The following is a 19,432-nucleotide window of genomic DNA, read 5'->3' on the forward strand; positions in this document are numbered from 1 at the left end:
ATCATCTTACTTTCTATAAAGGAGATTACGATGAACATAAGCATTGTAGGAAAACAATTTGAGCTAACAGAGCCAATCAAAAACTATATCCAAGACGCTTTTGATACGCTTGGCAAATACAATCTCGATATCATCTCAGCAAGATGTGTTGTAGCAGCCGATGAAAAACAAGGAAAAAAAGGCTTTAATGCAGAATTTTCTCTAAATATGGCCCATAAAGACACCATAGTCGTTCGCCAAAAAGATAAAGACCTTTACGCTGCGATCGATCTTGCTATCGAAAAAGCATCAAAAGTTTTAAGAAGAGAGCATGATAAGAAATTTACTGTTAAAGGCAAGGCTGACGACAAAGAATTTCGCTCAAGAATAGGCGAAGAAAAGATCGAAGGTGTTGAAGAAATCGTGCCTATGGAGCTTGAAATTTATAAACCACTTGAAGTCGAAGAAGCACTTGAGAAACTAAAATCAAGTGATAAACAATTTTACGTATTTAACGATGTTGATGCCAAAATGCGTGTGATCTACAAAAGAACAGACGGAACTTTTGGTCTTTACTAAAAATAGGGGCAGCTTTGCCCCTAAAATTTAAGCTAATTCACTATAAAATTTCTTTCTGAAATCTAAGAAATCTTGTTACAAAAACTGCTACGCCAGCAAATGGCTTTAAATTTTCAAAAATAGAATAGATATCCTTGCGTGAGATAGACGTAGATACAAGAAGGCTTCCCTGTAAGCCATTTTAAGAAGATCTTGGCGAACCAATAAACTAGGTTGTAGCTAGTGAAGAGCGTAGCAAAAAAGTATATGCCATAAAAAAGTGGGCGATTTTCTTAAAAATAATTGCAAGCATCAAGATGTGGAATTTTACTTTACAAGCTGGAAAAACGTAGATGAATGTGACAAATAATACAACAGAGCAAACGAGCTAAAAATGCTTGATATTACTAGAAATTTTTAAAGATAAAAGAGAAACAAAGCTCTCTTTTTGATTTTTAAAATATCAAATAACTAAAACAAATGCTATCTATTTCTCTAAATTTTCACTAGTTTTTGGTCTAAAGGCCTTATTTATCTTTCTTATCCAAATGATTAGTGAGATAAACAAGATAAAGTAAAATACATAGCTAGCTACCGGCCAACTAGTATCTGTGCCGCTTTCTTTTAGTGAGATGACATTTCTAAACTCTTGAAGCATAGAAATTCTATATCCATAATATTTTACAGTTACGTTTTTATCGCTATTTGCAAAGCCTTGAGCCTTGGCTTGTACATCAGCTGAGTTAAATTTAAAATAAAAAGGAAAACCCCATGCAGTATCTTCATTTCTATAAGCCATGACTTTATTTGAATTATTAGAATCTTTAGTGTAGATAAAATAAACATCTCTGGTAGGGCCATCAGCCGGATTTTTAGCATCGATGATGCCATCTTTGTCCATACGTTTGACATCGCCACCTGTGATTTGCACATTTGCATAGTGTGGAAACGAATAATCAACTACAAGAGCCAAAAAAGAGTGTAAGAGTACGATAAAAATAACGCAAATTCTTTTAAAAAATGTAATCATTTCTTTCCTTTTAAATTTGCGTTATTTTATGAAAAGATAGCTTAATAAAGGGGCAAAATACCCCTTTAGTTTTAAGCTTTTTTATTAAGCATAAATTTTAGAAGTTGCGCAAGGAAGCTGATTCCACCGATTATTAAAATCGTGTCGCCAATCATTCTTACCCATCTTAAATTTTGTAAGTGTGATTGTTGTAAAAGCTCAGCGCTTCTTGCATACCACATACCATGCTCTAGGCTTGCAAATGCTTGATAAATTCCTATTGGAAGTAGTGAAAGCACGATCATTAGCATAAGGCCTATATTTAAGCCCCAAAAGCCTACTTTCATAAGTTTCTCATCAAATTCTTGACCTTTGAATAGATAAGTAGCTACTAACCAAACAAATCCAAGTGCCAAAAATCCATAAACACCAAATAGTGCTGCATGTCCGTGAACTGGAGTCGTATTTAGGCCTTGGATATAAAATAGTGAGATCGGAGGATTGATTAAAAATCCAAATACACCAGCGCCTAACATATTCCAGAAAGCAACTGCGATAAAGCAGTAAAGTGGCCATTTTAATGTCTTAGCCCAAGTTTGAGCAAACTGAAGTCTATAATGCTCATAAGCTTCAGCTCCAAGCAATACAAGAGGAACTACCTCAAGTGCTGAGAAGCTAGCGCCAACTGCCATTATCGGTGTTGTAGTGCCCGCAAAATATAAGTGGTGGAAAGTTCCTGGAATTCCGCCTACTAAGAAAAGTGATGCACTCGCAAGTGTTGAAAATGTAGCAAATCTCTTTGAAACAAGACCAAGACTAACAAATACAAAAGCAAGTGAAGCGGTAGCAAAGACCTCAAAAAAGCCTTCAACCCAAAGGTGTACAACCCACCAGCGCCAGTATTCCATCACTGGAAGTGGACTTCTTTGACCGTAAAATAATCCTGCTCCGTAAAATAATCCAACTGCAACGGCTGAAGCTGCAAAGATAGCAAGTAAATTTTTGTCACCTTTGTTCTTAAATCCGCCGATAAATCCGCGAAGCAAAAGTAGCATCCAAATGACAAGGCCAACAAATAAAATAATTTGCCAAACACGTCCAAGCTCGATATATTCATATCCTTGGTGTCCAAACCAGAAGCTTAAATTTATAGGCATAATATTTGCGATCGCTAAATACTCGCCAGCAAAACTGCCAACTACAAGGATTAGTAGTGCGTAAAATAATAAATCTACGCCAAGCTTTTGGAATTTTGGATCTTTGCCACCATTTATAATAGGTGCTAAGAAAAGACCGCCTGCTAAAAATCCTGTCGCAATCCAGAAGATACTAGCCTGAATGTGCCATGTTCTAGCAAGTGAATAAGGAATATAAGCTGATAAGTTTATACCGTAAAATTCTTGTCCTTCGACTGTATAGTGAGCCGTAAAGCCACCTATTAAAATTTGGAATGCAAAAAGAGCCAAAGTTACAAAAAGATATTTTTTAAGAGCTTTTTGAGATGGAGTTAAGCTTAATTTACTAAGTGGATCTTCGCTAATAGCTTCCAACTTTTCATCATCTTTTTTACCATAAAAAGAGCTAAACCAAACAAGAAATCCAATACCAGCAATAAGTATTACAACACTTGCGATTGACCAAAAGATATTTTCGCTTGTTGGTACATTATCGATTAGTGGCTCGTGTGGCCAGTTGTTTGTGTATGTAGCATCGCTATTAGGTCTGTTTGCTGCGGTTGCCCAGGCTGACCAGAAGAAAAAGTTATTAAGATCATCTCTATCAGAAGCATTTGGAAGAGTATTTTCTTTCATCGCATAAGCTTCTCTTAAAGATTTAAACTTAGGGTCATTTCCAAAAAGTGATGAATACTCTTGGCTTACTTGTTTCATAGCCTTTAATCTATCGCTGCTAAGTACGATTTTATCGTCTTTTACGCCATTTTCTCGGTACTCTTTTTTAAGTAGAACTTTTAGATTTGCCTTTTGCTCATCATTTAAGTCAGCATATTTTGAGTGGTAAATTTCATCTGCTTTTAACTCTAAAAATATAACTAACTCTTTGTGAAGCCAGTCCGCGCTCCAATCAGGTGCTTGATATGCGCCGTGTCCCCAAACAGAGCCAACTTGCATACCTCCTATGCTTTGCCAGGCCTCTTGACCTTTATAGATGCTCTCTTTGTCGATCACGACATTGCCATTCTCATCTGTAAAATTTACAACTGGTGGCGAGCTTCTATAAACTTCAACGCCGTAGTAGCCTAAAATACTAAAGCAAATTACTAGTACTGCAACAAGTGCTAGCCAATACTTTTTGTATTCACGCATTGATTCTCCTTTTTTTAAAAATTTTAAGGCTAAGTTTATCTCATTTTAAAAAAGCAGCTAATGATATATGTCAATAAAAGATATATATTGTCTTAATAAAAATTTTAAAAAATTTATGAAATTGGCGGAATTTTACATAGAATTAACCTAAAAATTATTAATATACAACTTTATATTTTTAAAGTAAAGGAAAAAAATATGCAAAGAATTTTTTTGCAAAAAATGGCTAAATTTAGCCTTGTTGCTTCACTTTTTATGGCTCTTAGCCTAAACGCAGCTGAGTCTGCTAGAAGCATAACAGATATGCAAGGCGTCAAAGTAGGCGTGCCTGAGAAGGTTGAGAAGATCGCTGCTCTTTGGCACGCAAACAACGAGATCATCCTAGCGCTTGGCGGTATGGATAAAGTTGTAGCCACAACCGATCAGATCAAGAAAAACAAGTGGTTCGCCCTCGTCTATCCAAGACTTAAAAATTTACCAGCCGCGCTTGATGGCAAAGATCTTCAGATCGAAGAGCTTGTTAAGCTTGCTCCTGATGTTGTCGTAGTCTCAAGCAAAAACTATCAAGATGAGCTTAGTAAAAATGGTTTTAGCGCTGTAAATTTAATCTTTAGAGACTATCCAGATATGGAAAAAAGCATCTATGCAACAGCTGAAGTGATCGGTACTGACAAGGCTAGAGCTATGGCTGATAAACTTACAAAAAATATCCAAGATAACACTAAATTTGTAACTGATAGGACAAAAAACATCCCTGATGCTAAACGTCCAAAAGTGCTTCACTTGCTTGGCGGAGCAAATTTATTAAAGGTTGATGGCACAAAAACTATCATAAATACTTGGATAAATTTAGCTGGCGGCAAAAACGCAGTCTCAAAAGAAGGCTCTATGATCGAGCTAACAGCTGAAGAGCTCATCAACGCAAACCCAGATATCATCATCGTTGGCGGTGCTGATACAGACGCACAGATCAAAAGCATAAAAGAAAACCCTGCATACTCAGGCTCAAATGCTGTTAAAAACGGCAAAGTTTATGGCAACCCAAAAGGCGTTTTTGGTTGGGATAGATACGGTGCAGAGAGTGCTCTTCAAATTTTATGGGCAGCAAAGACTATCCAACCAGATCTATTTAAAGATGTAGATATAAAAGCTAAGACAAAAGAGTTTTACAAAGAGTTCTTAAACCACGATCTTAGCGATACAGAATATGACTATATCCTAAAAGGTCTAAACCCAGACGGTAGCAAAAAATAATATATGAAAAACGCAAATTTTTCATTAGTTACCATTTTTTTAGCTCTGCTAACGCTTCTTTGCGCCTTTGTCGCACTTTGTGTTGGCAGATTTTACATATCATTTGGCGATGTATTTAGCGTACTAGCTCATAGCATTGGTCTAGGAGATGGCGCAGCTAGCAACATCACAAACGTAATAGAAAATTTACGCATCCCGCGCATCATCGCAGCTATACTTGTCGGAGCCGCTCTTAGCGTGAGTGGTGCTGCTTACCAAGGCGTCTTTAAAAACCAGCTAGTAAGCCCCGATCTTCTAGGCGTCTCAGCTGGTGCTTGCGTGGGGGCAGCAACTGCTATCATCTTTGATCTATCGCTATTTTGGATACAAATTTTTGCATTTGGCTTTGGCCTAGCAGCCGTTGCTATCACACTAGCCATACCTAAAATGATGGGGCGCTCAAGCACGCTTATGCTAGTTCTTTCTGGTATCATCGTAAGTGGTCTAATGGGCTCAGTGATCGGCTTTTTAAAATATGTCGCTGACCCTGAGACTAAGCTTCCTGACATCGTCTACTGGCAGCTTGGAAGCCTAGCAAAGCTTGATAGTGAGAATTTAAAATATATAGCACCTGTGATGATCATCTGCGCCATTTTGCTAATCGCAATGAGCTGGCGTATAAATTTGCTCTCTCTTGGCGACGAGAGTGCGGCTAGACTTGGCGTAAATGTGGCTTACGAGCGCTCTATCATCATCATCTGCGCCACGCTTCTTACGGCTTGCAGCGTCTGCATAAGCGGTATAGTGGCCTGGGTGGGACTTTTAATGCCTCACTTAGCTCGCATGCTAGTTGGCGCAAACAACATAAGAAGCATGCCTGCAAGCATATTTATGGGCGCTATGTTTTTGCTTTTTGTTGATACCTTAGCACGCAGCATAAGCGTGAGCGAAGTGCCTCTTGGCGTGCTTACTGGCTTTATCGGCACGGTATTTTTCGTCTGGGTCTTGTGGCGAAATAAAAAGGTTGCATGATGCTTGAAGTTAGAAATTTAAACTTTAGCTACCCAAATGGGGCTGGCAAACTAGAAAATGTAAATTTAAAGATAGGCACTGGAGAAATTTTAACTATTCTTGGTCGAAATGGAGCTGGCAAATCAACCACTCTTGGGCTAATAAGCGGCTCGCTAAAGCCAGTTTCAGGAGAAATTTTCCTTGATGGCAAAAACGTAGATAGCCTAAGCAACAAAGAGCGCGCTAAGATCATGGCGTATGTAGCTCAAAGCGAGGTAACTGAGTATGAATACACCGGACTTGAGTTCATCACGATGGGACGTGCGGCACACCTTGGTATCTTTGCAAGACCTAGTAAAGAGGATGAGCAGATCGCTAAAATTTACACCAAAAAGCTTGAGATCGAGCACCTTGAAGATAAATTTATCACTCAAATGAGTGGCGGTCAAAAGCAGATGTGTATGATCGCTCGTGCGATGGCCGCGCAACCAAAGATGATCATATTTGACGAGCCAACAAGTGCGCTTGATTTTGGCAACCAGTATAAATTTTTACGCACACTCAAGTGGCTAAAAGAGCTTGGCTACTCGGTCGTGCTAACCACTCACAACCCTGACTTTGCCGTGCTTCTTGGCGGATATGTCGCACTTGTAAAAGGTGATGGAAATGTTGAGTTTGGTACGGTTAATGAGATTATCAGAAGCGAAAATTTAAGCAAGCTTTATGGGCTAAGCTTAAACGTAAGCTACATCGACGAAGTAAAAAGAGAGTGCTGCTTAACATATCCTCTTTAAATTTATCTGCTTTCAAAAGAATTTATCCTTTTGAAAGCACTTTTGTATTTTTGCTATTTCATACATACTGCCTTTGGAGTAAAAATAAAAAAAGTAGTTTTGATTTTATTTTTTGCATTGATAGCAAATGCGGCGGATAAATTTAATTGTTTTAAACGCTACTGCAAAGAGATGAAAAGTTGCGAAGAAGCATATCACTATCTAAGAAAATGCGGACGCAGTGGCTTTGATCGTGATCGTGACGGCATACCATGCGAGAATGTATGCAAAGAGCGAAGAGTAGAAAAATAATTTTATTAAAATTTACTCCGCTAAATTTTAAAGCCAACAAAATCAAAAATTTAGATTAAGCCAAAAGCAACTAGGCATTATTTTTAGCAAGTGTCGCCACTCTAGCCTTTGCGGCCTGCGTGATATCATCCTCGTAGTCGTAGAAGTTAAAGGTCGCCCCGTGCTGAAAAAAGCCATTTAATATATCACCGCTTTGGCGGTTTTTCAGATCAAGCTCCGCCACCTTAAAGCCGTCATTTGTCGCACAAAATTCTTTTAGTCTTGCTGGCGTCTCTTTTAGCTTGGTAAATAAAAAGCAGTATCCATCGCCGCCGTTTCGCCCCACTCTGCCGCGCAGCTGATGAAGCGTGGCAAGCCCTAATCGCTCAGCGCCCACTATGACGATGGTATTTAGCCTTGGCAGCGAAATTCCGACCTCAACAACGGTGGTTGAGAGCAAAATTTCGCCCTCTTCTCTAAATCGCCTTAAAATTTCCTCTTTCTCTTTATCCTTGCCGTGCGTGACGAAGACATTTTTGAAATTTTTTAACCAAAAGCCCTGCGCCTCGCTTAGACTTTGGTAATTTGAGCTCTCGCTGCTCTCAACTAGCGGATAGATGATAGCCACTTGAAAGCCGCCCGCAAGCTGCTTTTTGATGTGAGTTAGTAAAAAGCCAAACTCGCTAGCGCCTAAAATTTGGCTCGTTATATTTTTCTTAAATGGCATCTGCTTTAAAAAGCTAAAATTTACGATCTCAGACTGGATTAAACTTAGCGTTCTTGGTATAGGCGTAGCTGAAAACTGCACGAAATTTGCTCGCTCATCCTCACTTGAAGCCAGCTCCTCTATCTTTTTGCGCTGGTTTGAGCCAAAGCGGTGCTGCTCATCGACCATGACAAGCGGCGAGTTTGGCAGCTCGTGAAAGAGTAGCGCATGCGTGCCAACGATCAAATTTACCCCGCTAAAGTCTATCTTTTTCTCCCCGCTTCGCACCAGCATCACATTCATAAAAGGCGGCAGCAGCCTCTTTGCTTCATTATAAATTTGCTCGCTTAAGATGCTTGTTGGCGCCATCAAAACGGCACTTTGCGGATAGACACTAAGCGCAGCTGCTAGGATCACTAGCGTCTTGCCGCTTCCCACATCGCCCATTATGACGCGCCTTTTTGCCTGCACGGCGCTAAGGTCGTCTCTGATGTCATTTATGGCGTTTATCTGGTCGTTTGTCGGCGTAAATGGCAAGCCCTTAAGCCAAGAGCTTATGTCAAAAAGCTTGATCTTTGGACTTTTAAAGTAGGTTTTTTTGGCACTTAGCTTTTTTATGTAGTTAAAAATTTCTACAAATTTTAAAATTTCTAAGCCCTCGCCCTCGTTTTTTAGGCGGTATAAAATTTGCACGCTTTGCTCATCTAGCCTTTGCAGATCAGCTAAAAATTTAGCCTCTTTTTCGTTTAAACCTTCGGCCATTAAATTTTGTAAATTTAGATATTTTAAGATGAGTTTTTTTAGCTCTTCGTCTTTTAGCTCGGTCTTAAATTTAGGCACGATCTGGCCTATTTTTGTGGTTATTTTAGGATTAACGATCTGCCACGAGCCAAAGGCGTAGGAGCAAAGCCCATATATCGCCATCTCTTTACCCGTCTTAAAAGCGCCGTAGTGCCAAGACTTTGCGTTAAAAATGACGATCTTTACGCTACTTTGCCACTGCTCGCAAAAGGCAAGTGCTGTAAGCATGCCAGGGCGCGAGGCGAGCGATGTGATCTTTACATTTATGCAGACCTGCCCCTCTCTTGGGCTCTTGGCGATCGTCGTATCCTCAAAGCCCTTTGGTAGCACAAGAGCAAGGTCAAGCAGGCTAAGCACGCCTATTTTTAGAAGTTTTGCTCTGTCGCTTGCTTCAAATTTCATTTTTTAGGACGCAAAAACTTAGCTGATTGATCTCTGCGTGGGCTTTTATGAAGCTATTTAGCTCGCTTAGCGAAAGGGCTGAAATTTTATCCAGATCCTTTAAAAATGCCCCAAGCTCGCCATGCTCATAAAACTCACCTTGTGCTATGTCAAGGCGCTTAAATAGCGTCTCAAGTCTAAGTGGCAACGAGCCAAGTAAAAATTTCTTCGCCTGCTCAAGCTCAGCCTTGCTAACGCCTTTTTTACTAAATTTTAAAATTTCCTCTTTTATAACGGCGATCGCCTCATCTTTTTTCTCATTTTTTGTCTGCATGTAGCCGTAAAGCTGGCTGTAAGAGAGATTTAGCAAATTTCTAGCGTAGGCGCTGTATGCAAGCCCTCTTTTCACGCGGATCTCCTCCATGAGCCTCGAGCCAAAGCCACCTTCGCCCAAGATAAATGTCGCCACTGCGGCCTTGTATTTTTCTTCAGGTTTTACGTTAAATGGCGCACCAAAGTAGATGTAGGCCTGCTCGCTTTGTCTGATGATCTCGCTACTTTCGCACTTGTCACTTGGGCTAAAGCGCTCTAGTTTTCGCACCTTGCCAGGTTTTAAAATTTCTAAAACGCTAGCAAGCTCTTTTGTCTGCTTTTCGTCTATGTCGCCACCTAGCACGCAAAGCAGATTTGAAAGGTCTAAATGCTCGTTTAAAAATTTGCTTACATCTTCAAGCGTGATCGCTTTTATGCTCTTTTTTGTGCCGATGCTTGGCTGAGCAAGCACACTTTTTGGGTACAAAAGCTCAAAAAGCCCCTGCCTTGCCACGTAGTCAAAGTCGTTTTCATTTGCTGCGATCTCGCCAAGTGTGACGGTTTTGCACCTATTTAGAATTTCTTTTGTTAAATTTGGAGCGCTTATAAGCTCTTTTAGCTTGCCACACGCAAAGGTAAAGTGCTCTTTTAAGCAGTTTAGATCGATGCAAAATGTCTCAAAGCCACAGCTTGCATTTAGACTGATCGCTCTTACTTCAAGCTCTTTGGCAAATTTAGCCGAGCCTAGCTTTATATCGCCTTCGTTTAGTAAATTTGCACTTAGCCTTGCAAGGCCCGCTAGCTTGCCATTTTGTGAGCTACCAGCTGCTTTGAAAACAAGTCTAAGGCTCACTACTGGCATCGCTTTTGAGCTTTCAAAAACGACTGGAATTTTTACGTTTTTTACATTGATATCTAAAATTTTCATCTAAAATTTCTCCAAAATATCATAGTTTGTGTTACGCTTAGCTGGAATTTCTCCGACATCTTTTATAAGCTCGATCATCTGCTCTTGATTCATCCTAAAGCTTGCACCTGCCGCCTTTACGACGTTTTCTTCCATCATCGTGCTACCAAGGTCGTTTGCGCCAAAAAGAAGCGCTAGCTGGCCTACGTAGCTGCCCTGCGTGACCCAGCTGCTTTGGATATTTTTAAAGTTATCCAAAAAGAGCCTTGAAACCGCAAGAAGCCTTAGATAGACGTTTGAGCTTTGCTTTTTGATCTCAGGGAATTCTTGCATGAGCTTTGTGTTTAGCCCTTGAAAACTCCAAAGTATAAATGCCCTAAACCCAGCCGTTTCATCTTGTAAATTTCTGATGTGCTCCCAGTGCTCCACGATCTCACGAGTGCTCTCAACCGTGCCAAACATCATTGTCGCAGTCGTTTTTATGCCAAGCTCGTGCGCCTCTTTGTGTATGCGAAGCCAGTCTGCGGTGTCGCACTTTTTAGGGGCGATGATGTCACGCACTCTATCGCTTAAAATCTCCGCTCCAGCCCCTGGCATCGAGTATAAGCCCTTTTCGTTTAGGCGTCTTAAGACCTCTTTTGTAGAAATTTTTGAAACTCTTGCGATATAGTCGATCTCAACGGCTGAGAAGCCATGTATCGTGATGCTTGGATAGTGCTTGCTGATGTAGCTGACAAGCTCCTCGTACCACTCGATCTTTAGCTTTGGATGAACGCCACCTTGAAATAAAATTTGCGTGCCGCCAATGGCGATAAGCTCCTCGATCTTCTTGCCGATCTCCACAAAACTTAGCACGTAAGCGTCTTCTTCTTTTGCGTGGCGATAAAATGCGCAAAATTTACAATCCACCCAGCAGACGTTTGTATAGTTAATATTGCGATCTACGATGAAGGTCGTTATATTATCTGGATGAAGCTCTTTTTTTCTAGCTAGCGCCATCTTGCCAAGCTCGTGAAGCGGTGCATTTTCTATAAGATCGATGGCTTCATTTACACTAAGTCTTTTCAAATTTAACCTTTTATTTTGCTTATTTTTGGGCGAGAGTTTAGCCAAAAATGCTTTTAAATATGATAAATCAGGCGTTATGAAAAATTAATTTTTAAAGGCTAAAATGTGAGAAATTCTTTAAAGGAGCGAGTTATGAAAAAGATAGTATTTGCCGTTATTTGCGGACTATTTTTAGTTGGTTGTGCTAAAAATGAGCCAAAGCCAGCTGAGCCGCAAGGAGCAAGTTGTGGATGTGCTCATCATCAAAAAATGATGCAAGAAAATATGCCAAGTTGCCCTCATCACGGCATGCAAGGTGCTATGCACGAACAAATGCCAGCAGGCTGCCCAGCTCACGCAAAATAGTAAAAGTGCCAAAAAGGCACTTTTATTTTAATATTACCTTGTCACCTTTGGTGCCAAGAACCGTAACCTTCTCTCCGTTAGCTAAATTTCCGTCATATTTCCAAAGTGTACCTTTGAAATAGACCATATTTTCTCTGATCTCGCCAACTCCGGCTTCGTCTAAAAATTCCTCGTTAAAGCTCTCTTTTCTGGACATAAATTTACTCTTTAACGGCGCTTTTAAAAGCACAAGAAGTACAATCGCAATCGCTGCTGTAATTAAAATTTGATAGCTCCAAGCAAAACTAAAACCAAAATTTATAGCTCCAACTACGATAAAAGCTATGCCAAAAAATAGCAAATAAAACGAGAAAAAGATAAACTCGGTGATGCACAAAACCACACCAATTGCTATCATTATAAAAGGGCTGATCACGTCTTATCCTTAGCTAGGAAATTTTTCAAAACACTAAGGGAGCCAATAAGCTCAGTCGCCTCATAAGGGACTAAAATTTTATCTTTTGAGCTATTTTTAGCTAGCTCGCTAAATGCCCCAACTCTATCGCGCGCGAGCAAAAATTCTGCTGCATTTGCGTTTTTGCTCATGCTGTCATTTATCATATCCATAGCCTCTTTTTGAGCCGTTGCTATGGCGATTTGCTCGTATTTTTTCGCATCAGCCATACGCTCTATAGCCTCTGCTTGAAGTACTTTTTCTTGTTTTAGTGCTTCGGCGTTGCGTATTAGTGCCTCTTTTTCAGCCAAGGCTTTTAGCTCGATCGCACGTTTTTCACGCTCAGCTTTCATCTGCATATTCATCGCCTCTTCGATGCCAAGTGGGACAGAAATTTCAGAAATTTCTACACGCATGATCTTTACGCCCCAGTTGCCAGCAGCGTCGCCAAGAGCCACTTGAAGTGCGGCATTTAGGCGATCACGTGAGCTTAGTGTATCGTCAAGATTCATCGCGCCTATCTCACCACGAAGCGTTGTCATGGCTAAATTTGCAATGGCACGCTTGTAGTTATCTACGTTATAAACTGCCATTTTTGCGTCAAATACCTTTAAAAAAACGATACCATCGACGCTTATATTAACGTTATCTTTTGTGATGACTTGCTGTTTTGTAATATCTACAAGCTGCTCTTTTACGGTGATTATCGCTCTTATTTGATCGACAAATGGGATGATTATGTGAAATCCGCCATCAAGCACTTTGTTAAATTTGCCAAGTCGCTCGATGAGTAGATTATCAGCTTGTGAGACGATCTTGATGCCAGCCTTTAAAAACAAGAACGCAAAGATAACCAGAACTACGACTAAAACGCCAAATGCTTCGATTTGCATTTTTACTCCTTTAATTTATAATTTGTTATTTTCTTAAGTATTATAATACATTTTAAATTTTATTTTCAAAAAGGATTAGCATGAAAAATTTTATATTTGCACTAAGTGCGGCCCTACTTTTAGCAGGTTGTGCCCCATCTAGCCAAAATGCAAACGTCCCACAAGGCAAATGTGAAGTAAAAAGCAGCTGCGAAGCTCCAATTAGCAGCATCGAAGGCACTTATAAAGCATTTTTACCTTGCGCTAGTTGCATGGGTGTTGATTCACGCTTAACATTAAAAAAAGATGGCACATTTGAAAGCGTGATGGACTACAAGTCAAAAGACAACTACAAAGCCGTTAGCAAAGGCAAATACTCAATCAAAAATGGTGTGATAACAACGATTGATGAGTATAAAGAAAAAAGCTTTTATAAAATAGAAGGCGAGAACCTAAAAATGCTAGATATGGATCAAAAAGAGGTCACTGGCGAGTTAAAAGATAAATACATCTTTAAACGCGTAAAATAAATTTTAAAGGCAAAATGATATAATTTTGCAATTTTTAAGGAGTTGCAAATGAAATATCTTTTTGCCATACTTATCTCATTTTTCATCCTTGGCTGCGCAAAAAATGAAAATTTAGAGCCAAAACAAAGCACACAAAATACAGTAAAAGAAGACAAGCCACTAGTTCAGGCAAATACACCCAAAAAGCCAGAAAAGCTAATACTTCCAAACTCAATTTATAGTAGTTTTCACACTATTTTGCCTTGCCCAAACTGCGAAGGCATAAAAACTATCATTACGCTAAATAAAGATAAAACCCACACAAAGACAATGCTTACTATGGATAAAGAAGTAAGCTTGGTTGAAAAAAATGGCACATTTGATGTTGATGATAGTGCTATCATTTTAAAAGATGAAAATGGCAATCTTAGCTACTTTGCACCAAATAAAAATTCCCTTCTTCAACTTGATGATAAGAAAAATAAGCGAGTTGGCGTACTAGCTCAAATTTATAATTTTGAACCGGTAAATAAATCTTACAAAGATAGTTTTTTTGCTAAATTTTATAAATTTAAAAACAAAGATAACTTTTTAGATATCGTAATCGTGCCAAGCAAAAATGGTGCGAAAATAAGTTTTTATTCATCATTAAAAAATGGCTCGCCACTTTGCGAGTTTAGCTCTGAGCTACTTTACGACAAAGGAATTTTTTACCTTTTAGATGAAAAAGGTATTGCCCTAAGCATACACAGAATAAATAATGCAATTTTTCTAGTAGCAAATGACAAAATTTGTAAAAATGCTCACATAAGCGGGCGATATAAAAAAGATAAAGATCAAAAAAATCTCTTTGGTAAAGGCTTTTTTGCAGAGCTGACAAACGAATCAGCAAATAGAGATGTGATAAAAATTTACGGCTCAAAAAACATAAAACGGGATAACACAAAAAAAGAAAACAGCCACATCGTAACAAACAAAAATGAAAGAATTTTTGAATACACCTTGCTAAATGGCATCATCACAAGCATTGAAATTTATTCAAACGAGTTTAAAACTCCAGAAAATATCAGCCTTAAATCAAATTTCAAAGATATAAAAAATTCTCTCGTTATCTCTAAATTTAGTAGCGATAAAAACAATATCTATCTAAAAATAGATAGCCACGATATGCTAATCACACTAAAAAATACACTTGCCAAAGAGATAACAAGCCTAAACGATATACCAGATGAAACAAAGATAGAGCAAATAACGCTAATGTGGAATCAATAAGTTGAAAGAATATCTTAAACTTTTAAAAGAAGAGAAAAATTTTCGCCTCTTAAGTATCATTCAGCTTATATGCTATTTTGGCGTATGGTTTTCGCACACAGGTATTTTTACCCTTCTTATTAAGCTTGACGCTCCTGTTTGGGCGATTACGCTAAGTGCAGCGATGGCATTTATCCCAGGTGTTGTCATAGCTCCTTTTAGTGGAATTTTAGTTGATAAATTTAGCCCAAAACCGATGCTTGTCATCATGATGGCAGTTGAGACGATAAGCGTTTTTATGCTTCTTTTTATAGACTCACTTGATTTTTTATGGCTACTTTTACTCATCATTTTTGTTAGAAATGGCACTGGCGGAATGTATTTTCAAGTAGAGATGAGCGTGCTGCCAAAAATTTTAAGCAAAGAAAATCTCAAACTCGCAAACGAGATCCACTCTATCATCTGGGCAGTCTCATACACCGCTGGTATGGGGCTAGCTGGAGTTTATATACACTTTTTTGGTATTAAAAGCGCATTTTTGCTTGATGGCATACTATACATTTTTAGCTTTGGATTTTTATATTTTTTAAATTTACAAGGTCTAAAGCCAGAATTTATAGAAAAACCACTAAAAATGCTAAAAAATGGCCTTGTGTATTTAAAAGAAAACAGGCTTATCGTGCATCTTATATTTTTGCACGCCTTTGTTGGCATTACCGCTTATGATGCATTGATCGCACTTTTGGCTGATTACAAATACGCAAATTTACTCTCAACATCGCTAGTTATAGGATTATTAAATACTTCAAGATCCATTTCGCTTATGTTTGCTCCAGCCATACTTAGTAAATTTATAAATAAAAATACGCTTATTTTCGTATATATCGGTCAAGGCCTTGGTATTATTATTTGGGCTTTATCGCTTTGGAATTTTTATCTATCGCTTATTGGCATTATCTTTGCTGGATTTTGCACATCAAGTCTTTGGAGCTACACTTATACAATGCTTCAGCAAAACTGCAAAAAAGAATTTTATGGCCGAGTGATTGCATATAACGATATGGTTTTTCTTGGCTTTAGCGCTCTCATTTCATTTATCATTGGTCTGCTTTATGATATTGGACTTAGCGTTGAGATGATTGCAAGTTTTATGGGAAGCCTCTTTTTTATAGGGGCTTTTTACTATCACATCGTATTAAAAAGCTACAAAATAAGGTGATTGATTTTAAATTAAGTCGCCTAAGTTAAAAGGCGACTTGGCAAATTTTTATTTTTTTAGATAGTATGTAGTTCCATTTGAAAAGCGCTTTTCATAAGCTGGAGTGTAAGGCACAAGATCAGCGTGCCCAGCGTAAAGCCTACCATCTGGCTTAAGCAATTTATGAAGCCTCTCAACACATTTTAATCTAAAATCATCATCAAAATAGATCATCATATTTCTTGAAAGCACGATATCAAATTTTCCTAGATTAAAAATAGCATCATCAAAAACATTTAAAATTTTAAACTCACACCTTGGTAAAATTTCTTTTTTTATCTTAAATTTATCATCGACTTTTGTAAAAAATCTCTCTTTTTGAAAATCGCTTAATCTATGTAAGCTCCTCTCACTAAAAATACCATTTTGACAGCTTGCTATGGCTTCTGAGTTTATGTCTATACCTACGATTGAAATTTCATGCTGTTTAAATCCCATCTCATAAGCAAGCATTGCAAGCGAATATGACTCATCTCCAGTAGAGCAAGGAGCACATAAAATTCTAGCTCCTCCAAGCTCCTTTGCGTAATAGATCACATCTTTAAGTTGAGGTAACTCTCTATAAAAATAAGTCTCATTTACAGTTACTAGATTTAAAATGTCTTGTCGCAAGCTTGAGTTATATCTTATCATCGAAACAAGATCTTTAAAGCTTTTTATCTGGCGATCTCTAATAAAAATGGTAATTCGTTGCAATGTAATATCTCTTTTTGGCTCAAGATCAACTCCGCAAAGAGTTTTGATAACGTTCATAAATTCATTAAAACTATCCATATCTTGTGAAGTATTTGTTTGCATTGTTTTTGTATCTTTTGCGTCATTAGTTAATAGCATTTAAAAAATCCTCCAGCTCTTTTTTTATCATAGTTAGATTTAATGATTTTAAGCTTTGATTTAGCTCTTTTGCACGTTTTGGCATACCATAAACTATCGCGCTCTCTTCATTTTCAGCTATACATTTTGCTCCAGCCTTATAAAGCTTATCAAGCCCAGATGCACCATCGTCTCCGATGCCAGTTAGCAAGATAGCTAGGACATTTGCGCTTTTGCAAATTCCTACTCCAGATTTAAACAACACATCAACATTTGGCGTATATATAGTCTTTTCTTCTGTATTTGGCTTTGCACTGATTGGTAAATTTGGTGATACCACTACATTTTGTTCACAGACATATACGGTATTTTCTTTTAAAATTTTCCTCTCATTTAAAATTTCAACATCTAAGCCACACTCTTTTCCGATTTGCATAGCGAAAGAGTTTATAAACATTTTATTCATGTGCTGGGCTATCACGATGATAGCTCCATTTAGTTTTACGTTTTTTAGTAACTTTTTTAAATGCCCAGGCCCGCCAGTAGATGCCCCTATTAATATTAATTTTTGTGCCACAAATAGCCTTTAAAATTTTAATTTAATATTTAGCTTACGCCACTTTTTGTATATCGTCAATATCCCTGCCACTCTTTATATGCCTTGCTAATTTTTAAGCAAATTTATAGATTATTTCTTTGTGATCTTATATAAAAAGCTAAAAATTTCAGCAACAGCTTTATATAAATTTGGTGGAATTTCTTGATCAACTTCAACCTTGCTTAAAATTTCAATAAGATCAGGATCCTCTTTGATCGGTATATCATGCTCTTTTGCTAGATCAATTATTCTATTTGCTATCTCACCAGCACCACTAGCCAGCACTCTTGGAGCATTGTCTTTAGATCTGTTGTAGCCAAGAGCTACTGCTTTTTTCTTATTTACTTGCATTAAATTTTCTTATCAAAGCCCACATCAAGGCCACCAAATTTTTTAAATCTATCATTTAGCTTCACTTTTGACAAAGTTTTGATATTAAAGTTTGAAACTATAAGCCCAAGCTTTGATATTGCTTGTTTTAATTCGCTAGAGTTTGAGAGGATTAGCTCCTTAAACTCATTTGTTTGCGTAGCTACCGAAAGATCAATATACCTTTTATCAATAAGTCCAACCATCACATTTATCTGTCCAAATTTCTTAAAATTCAGATCGATCTGAGCGTAAAATTTATCCTTTTTGCCTTGCTTAAATGCGATATTTCCACCCTCGACGCCGTCCCAAATATAAGGCATATAAGTTTGGATCCCGCCTTGAAGGCTTGATATCATTTGATGCATCTCGATCTGCGAAATCATCTTATTTGCAGCATTTACGCTTTGCGGGTTTTGACTCTTTTCACTGATATTTAAAAGCGTACTTTTTATATCTTGGCTTAGCACCTTTGAAATTTCGCCACTATTTTTAGTCGTAATATTATTTATATCATTTGTAGCGAGATTTAGTTGTTTCAAAAGTTCCTTGCTCTCACTTAGCTCATTTTTAGCCAAACTTGCCTTAGCATCAGCAAGACTTAGGCTATGAGCAAGACGTCTCGCCGCACTTTGGAGCTTATCTTGCAAGCTACCATCCTTTGAGATATCGCTCATCTCATTAAACGCTTTTACAAGCCCTGCTTCATCGCCTATATTATTTAGCGTTTTTAGATCGTTTTTTATGCTATCAAGGATAGTTTTTAGCTCTTTGTGATTTTGGCTAAAACCAAAATTTTGATTTAGTTTTTCATTTGCTAGGCTTGCGACTTTCTCGCTTAAATTTGAGATGAAATTTTGCATTTTGCCTATTTGATTTTTTACTAGCTCGCCATTTTGATCTTTTGAAAAATTTTTATCTAAAAATTTAACCACATTATCAAGCTTATCAACATCTTTTAAAAGCGTTTTTATGTTTGAGTTATCAAGAATGTTTTTTGCGCCATTGCTCGCTTTTTCAAGTATAGAAGCAAGCTTTGAAAAAGAGTTTTGATTGTCTAATTTTTCATCATTTAGGGTTAAAATTTGATTTAGCAAATTCCCGCTTGAGAGATTTTTTATATCACTTAGTAGCTTCTGAACCGAGCTTGGAAGCTTCTCTGGACTAAGTGCATCTTTTAAATTTGCTTCAAGCATTACGCCTGAGTTTTTGATCTGATCATTTAGCGAGCCGGCTTTTAGATCGGCTATTGGTTTTAGAAATTCTTTTAGTTTTAGTGCAAGGCTCTTTATCTCAGGGCTTTCATTTTGGGTTGCTTCAGCCTCTAAGCTTTTTGCAAGGTCTGATAGCTCACTGGCTAAATTTGGAGCGATTTTAGTATCTTTTGCCTGAGATAAAATTTGTTCAGCCTTGCTAAGACTTGAAGCACTTTTTAGATCATCAAGCACTCTTGCAACGAGTTTTCCAACATTATCAAGTGTCTCTGAAACGCTTTGCTCACTAGGCGTTTGTACGCTTGGCTGATTTTTAAAAAGCGAGCCTTCATTTTTACGAACTGGCACATTTTGAGTAGCATTTTGCCCTGTTTGAACCGAAGTATTTGATATATTCAAAGAATTTCCTATGTCCAT

Annotated in this window: 20 protein-coding genes; 9 read left to right on the forward strand and 11 right to left on the reverse strand. The window is 38.0% G+C overall.

What is annotated here, in order from left to right; genetic code table 11:
• The first annotated feature begins 30 nt into the window (after positions 1-30).
• Entirely contained in the window at positions 31-558 is a 528-nt protein-coding gene (hpf, locus tag ATCC51562_RS02795; protein WP_021090930.1) for a ribosome hibernation-promoting factor, HPF/YfiA family, read from the forward strand.
• A gap of 466 nt (positions 559-1,024) precedes the next feature.
• On the opposite strand, the gene ATCC51562_RS02800 is transcribed toward hpf, so the two are convergent.
• On the reverse strand, positions 1,025-1,567 hold the full coding sequence (locus tag ATCC51562_RS02800; RefSeq protein WP_021090645.1) for a DUF1523 family protein: 543 nt from the start codon (positions 1,565-1,567) through the stop codon (positions 1,025-1,027).
• Positions 1,568-1,638: 71 nt separating this feature from the next.
• Positions 1,639-3,870, reverse strand: coding sequence for a nitric-oxide reductase large subunit (locus tag ATCC51562_RS02805; RefSeq protein ID WP_021090748.1), 2,232 nt, complete (start codon positions 3,868-3,870; stop codon positions 1,639-1,641).
• 222 nt (positions 3,871-4,092) lie between these two features.
• On the opposite strand from ATCC51562_RS02805, the gene ATCC51562_RS02810 reads away from it, so the two are divergent.
• Genes ATCC51562_RS02810 through ATCC51562_RS02825 form a run of 4 tightly spaced genes read left to right on the forward strand, consistent with a single transcriptional unit; the run spans position 4,093 to position 7,199 of the window.
• Positions 4,093-5,124: an ABC transporter substrate-binding protein gene (locus ATCC51562_RS02810; RefSeq protein ID WP_035167319.1), complete on the forward strand. Its 1,032-nt coding sequence runs from the start codon at positions 4,093-4,095 to the stop codon at positions 5,122-5,124.
• 3 nt (positions 5,125-5,127) lie between these two features.
• Positions 5,128-6,135, forward strand: a complete 1,008-nt coding sequence (locus tag ATCC51562_RS02815) for a FecCD family ABC transporter permease (RefSeq protein WP_021090844.1) — start codon at positions 5,128-5,130, stop codon at positions 6,133-6,135.
• A complete protein-coding gene (locus ATCC51562_RS02820) occupies positions 6,135-6,908 on the forward strand; it encodes an ABC transporter ATP-binding protein (protein WP_021090615.1) in 774 nt (257 codons plus the stop codon). Before ATCC51562_RS02815 ends, ATCC51562_RS02820 begins: the two co-directional genes overlap by 1 nt.
• A 30-nt stretch (positions 6,909-6,938) precedes the next feature.
• Complete coding sequence (locus tag ATCC51562_RS02825; protein WP_021090547.1) at positions 6,939-7,199, forward strand: excalibur calcium-binding domain-containing protein; 261 nt, start codon at positions 6,939-6,941, stop codon at positions 7,197-7,199.
• Between the two features lie 70 nt (positions 7,200-7,269).
• Here ATCC51562_RS02825 and recG read toward each other — a convergent pair whose 3' ends face one another.
• The 3 genes from recG to ATCC51562_RS02840 are packed head-to-tail and all read right to left on the reverse strand — an operon-like array spanning position 7,270 to position 11,353.
• Positions 7,270-9,087, reverse strand: a complete 1,818-nt coding sequence (gene recG, locus ATCC51562_RS02830; protein ID WP_021090446.1) for an ATP-dependent DNA helicase RecG — start codon at positions 9,085-9,087, stop codon at positions 7,270-7,272.
• Entirely contained in the window at positions 9,077-10,306 is a 1,230-nt protein-coding gene (locus ATCC51562_RS02835) for a M16 family metallopeptidase (RefSeq protein ID WP_021090482.1), read from the reverse strand. Before ATCC51562_RS02835 ends, recG begins: the two co-directional genes overlap by 11 nt.
• Complete coding sequence (locus ATCC51562_RS02840; protein ID WP_035167216.1) at positions 10,307-11,353, reverse strand: dehypoxanthine futalosine cyclase; 1,047 nt, start codon at positions 11,351-11,353, stop codon at positions 10,307-10,309.
• A 132-nt stretch (positions 11,354-11,485) separates the two neighbouring features.
• Here ATCC51562_RS02840 and ATCC51562_RS02845 point away from each other — a divergent pair, with 132 nt between their 5' ends.
• The gene (locus ATCC51562_RS02845; RefSeq protein WP_021090749.1) at positions 11,486-11,698 is read left to right on the forward strand and encodes a hypothetical protein; all 213 of its coding nucleotides are present in this window, start codon (positions 11,486-11,488) and stop codon (positions 11,696-11,698) included.
• A 22-nt stretch (positions 11,699-11,720) separates the two neighbouring features.
• Here the strand turns inward: ATCC51562_RS02845 and ATCC51562_RS02850 are convergent, their stop codons facing one another.
• Together ATCC51562_RS02850 and ATCC51562_RS02855 are read right to left on the reverse strand one after the other, a co-directional pair.
• Positions 11,721-12,113, reverse strand: a complete 393-nt coding sequence (locus ATCC51562_RS02850; protein WP_021090625.1) for an NfeD family protein — start codon at positions 12,111-12,113, stop codon at positions 11,721-11,723.
• On the reverse strand, positions 12,110-13,024 hold the full coding sequence (locus ATCC51562_RS02855; RefSeq protein ID WP_021090532.1) for an SPFH domain-containing protein: 915 nt from the start codon (positions 13,022-13,024) through the stop codon (positions 12,110-12,112). Before ATCC51562_RS02855 ends, ATCC51562_RS02850 begins: the two co-directional genes overlap by 4 nt.
• Before the next feature lie 80 nt (positions 13,025-13,104).
• Between ATCC51562_RS02855 and ATCC51562_RS02860 the strand changes: the two genes are divergently transcribed.
• Genes ATCC51562_RS02860 through ATCC51562_RS02870 form a run of 3 tightly spaced genes read left to right on the forward strand, consistent with a single transcriptional unit; the run spans position 13,105 to position 15,982 of the window.
• Positions 13,105-13,533 carry a copper resistance protein NlpE gene (locus ATCC51562_RS02860; RefSeq protein WP_021090458.1) on the forward strand — a complete coding sequence of 143 codons (429 nt, stop codon included), beginning with the start codon at positions 13,105-13,107 and terminating at the stop codon, positions 13,531-13,533.
• Positions 13,534-13,581: 48 nt separating this feature from the next.
• Positions 13,582-14,784, forward strand: a complete 1,203-nt coding sequence (locus ATCC51562_RS02865; protein ID WP_021090521.1) for a copper resistance protein NlpE — start codon at positions 13,582-13,584, stop codon at positions 14,782-14,784.
• Between the two features lies 1 nt (position 14,785).
• On the forward strand, positions 14,786-15,982 hold the full coding sequence (locus tag ATCC51562_RS02870) for an MFS transporter (RefSeq protein WP_021091027.1): 1,197 nt from the start codon (positions 14,786-14,788) through the stop codon (positions 15,980-15,982).
• A gap of 48 nt (positions 15,983-16,030) precedes the next feature.
• Here the strand turns inward: ATCC51562_RS02870 and ATCC51562_RS02875 are convergent, their stop codons facing one another.
• From ATCC51562_RS02875 to ATCC51562_RS02890, 4 genes are all read right to left on the reverse strand, one after another.
• Positions 16,031-16,855: a CheR family methyltransferase gene (locus ATCC51562_RS02875; RefSeq protein ID WP_021090925.1), complete on the reverse strand. Its 825-nt coding sequence runs from the start codon at positions 16,853-16,855 to the stop codon at positions 16,031-16,033.
• The gene (locus tag ATCC51562_RS02880; protein ID WP_021090732.1) at positions 16,842-17,411 is read right to left on the reverse strand and encodes a CheB methylesterase domain-containing protein; all 570 of its coding nucleotides are present in this window, start codon (positions 17,409-17,411) and stop codon (positions 16,842-16,844) included. Before ATCC51562_RS02880 ends, ATCC51562_RS02875 begins: the two co-directional genes overlap by 14 nt.
• Positions 17,412-17,522: 111 nt before the next feature.
• Positions 17,523-17,783, reverse strand: coding sequence for a FlhB-like flagellar biosynthesis protein (locus tag ATCC51562_RS02885; RefSeq protein WP_021090972.1), 261 nt, complete (start codon positions 17,781-17,783; stop codon positions 17,523-17,525).
• Positions 17,783-19,414, reverse strand: a complete 1,632-nt coding sequence (locus ATCC51562_RS02890; RefSeq protein ID WP_200862422.1) for a flagellar hook-length control protein FliK — start codon at positions 19,412-19,414, stop codon at positions 17,783-17,785. Before ATCC51562_RS02890 ends, ATCC51562_RS02885 begins: the two co-directional genes overlap by 1 nt.
• Between the last annotated feature and the right edge of the window lie 18 nt (positions 19,415-19,432).

It is taken from the genome of Campylobacter concisus ATCC 51562 (assembly GCF_000466745.1).
Taxonomy (GTDB): Bacteria; Campylobacterota; Campylobacteria; order Campylobacterales; family Campylobacteraceae; genus Campylobacter_A; species Campylobacter_A concisus_B.

What these genes read in the sequence shown, in the direction of transcription:
- hpf (WP_021090930.1), top strand. Translation starts at nt 31, where the DNA reads ATGAACATAAGCATTGTAGGAAAACAATTTGAGCTAACAGAGCCAATC.
- ATCC51562_RS02800 (WP_021090645.1), bottom strand. Translation starts at nt 1,567, where the DNA reads ATGATTACATTTTTTAAAAGAATTTGCGTTATTTTTATCGTACTCTTA.
- ATCC51562_RS02805 (WP_021090748.1), bottom strand. Translation starts at nt 3,870, where the DNA reads ATGCGTGAATACAAAAAGTATTGGCTAGCACTTGTTGCAGTACTAGTA.
- ATCC51562_RS02810 (WP_035167319.1), top strand. Translation starts at nt 4,093, where the DNA reads ATGGCTAAATTTAGCCTTGTTGCTTCACTTTTTATGGCTCTTAGCCTA.
- ATCC51562_RS02815 (WP_021090844.1), top strand. Translation starts at nt 5,128, where the DNA reads ATGAAAAACGCAAATTTTTCATTAGTTACCATTTTTTTAGCTCTGCTA.
- ATCC51562_RS02820 (WP_021090615.1), top strand. Translation starts at nt 6,135, where the DNA reads ATGCTTGAAGTTAGAAATTTAAACTTTAGCTACCCAAATGGGGCTGGC.
- recG (WP_021090446.1), bottom strand. Translation starts at nt 9,087, where the DNA reads ATGAAATTTGAAGCAAGCGACAGAGCAAAACTTCTAAAAATAGGCGTG.
- ATCC51562_RS02835 (WP_021090482.1), bottom strand. Translation starts at nt 10,306, where the DNA reads ATGAAAATTTTAGATATCAATGTAAAAAACGTAAAAATTCCAGTCGTT.
- ATCC51562_RS02845 (WP_021090749.1), top strand. Translation starts at nt 11,486, where the DNA reads ATGAAAAAGATAGTATTTGCCGTTATTTGCGGACTATTTTTAGTTGGT.
- ATCC51562_RS02855 (WP_021090532.1), bottom strand. Translation starts at nt 13,024, where the DNA reads ATGCAAATCGAAGCATTTGGCGTTTTAGTCGTAGTTCTGGTTATCTTT.
- ATCC51562_RS02860 (WP_021090458.1), top strand. Translation starts at nt 13,105, where the DNA reads ATGAAAAATTTTATATTTGCACTAAGTGCGGCCCTACTTTTAGCAGGT.
- ATCC51562_RS02865 (WP_021090521.1), top strand. Translation starts at nt 13,582, where the DNA reads ATGAAATATCTTTTTGCCATACTTATCTCATTTTTCATCCTTGGCTGC.
- ATCC51562_RS02875 (WP_021090925.1), bottom strand. Translation starts at nt 16,855, where the DNA reads ATGCTATTAACTAATGACGCAAAAGATACAAAAACAATGCAAACAAAT.
- ATCC51562_RS02885 (WP_021090972.1), bottom strand. Translation starts at nt 17,783, where the DNA reads ATGCAAGTAAATAAGAAAAAAGCAGTAGCTCTTGGCTACAACAGATCT.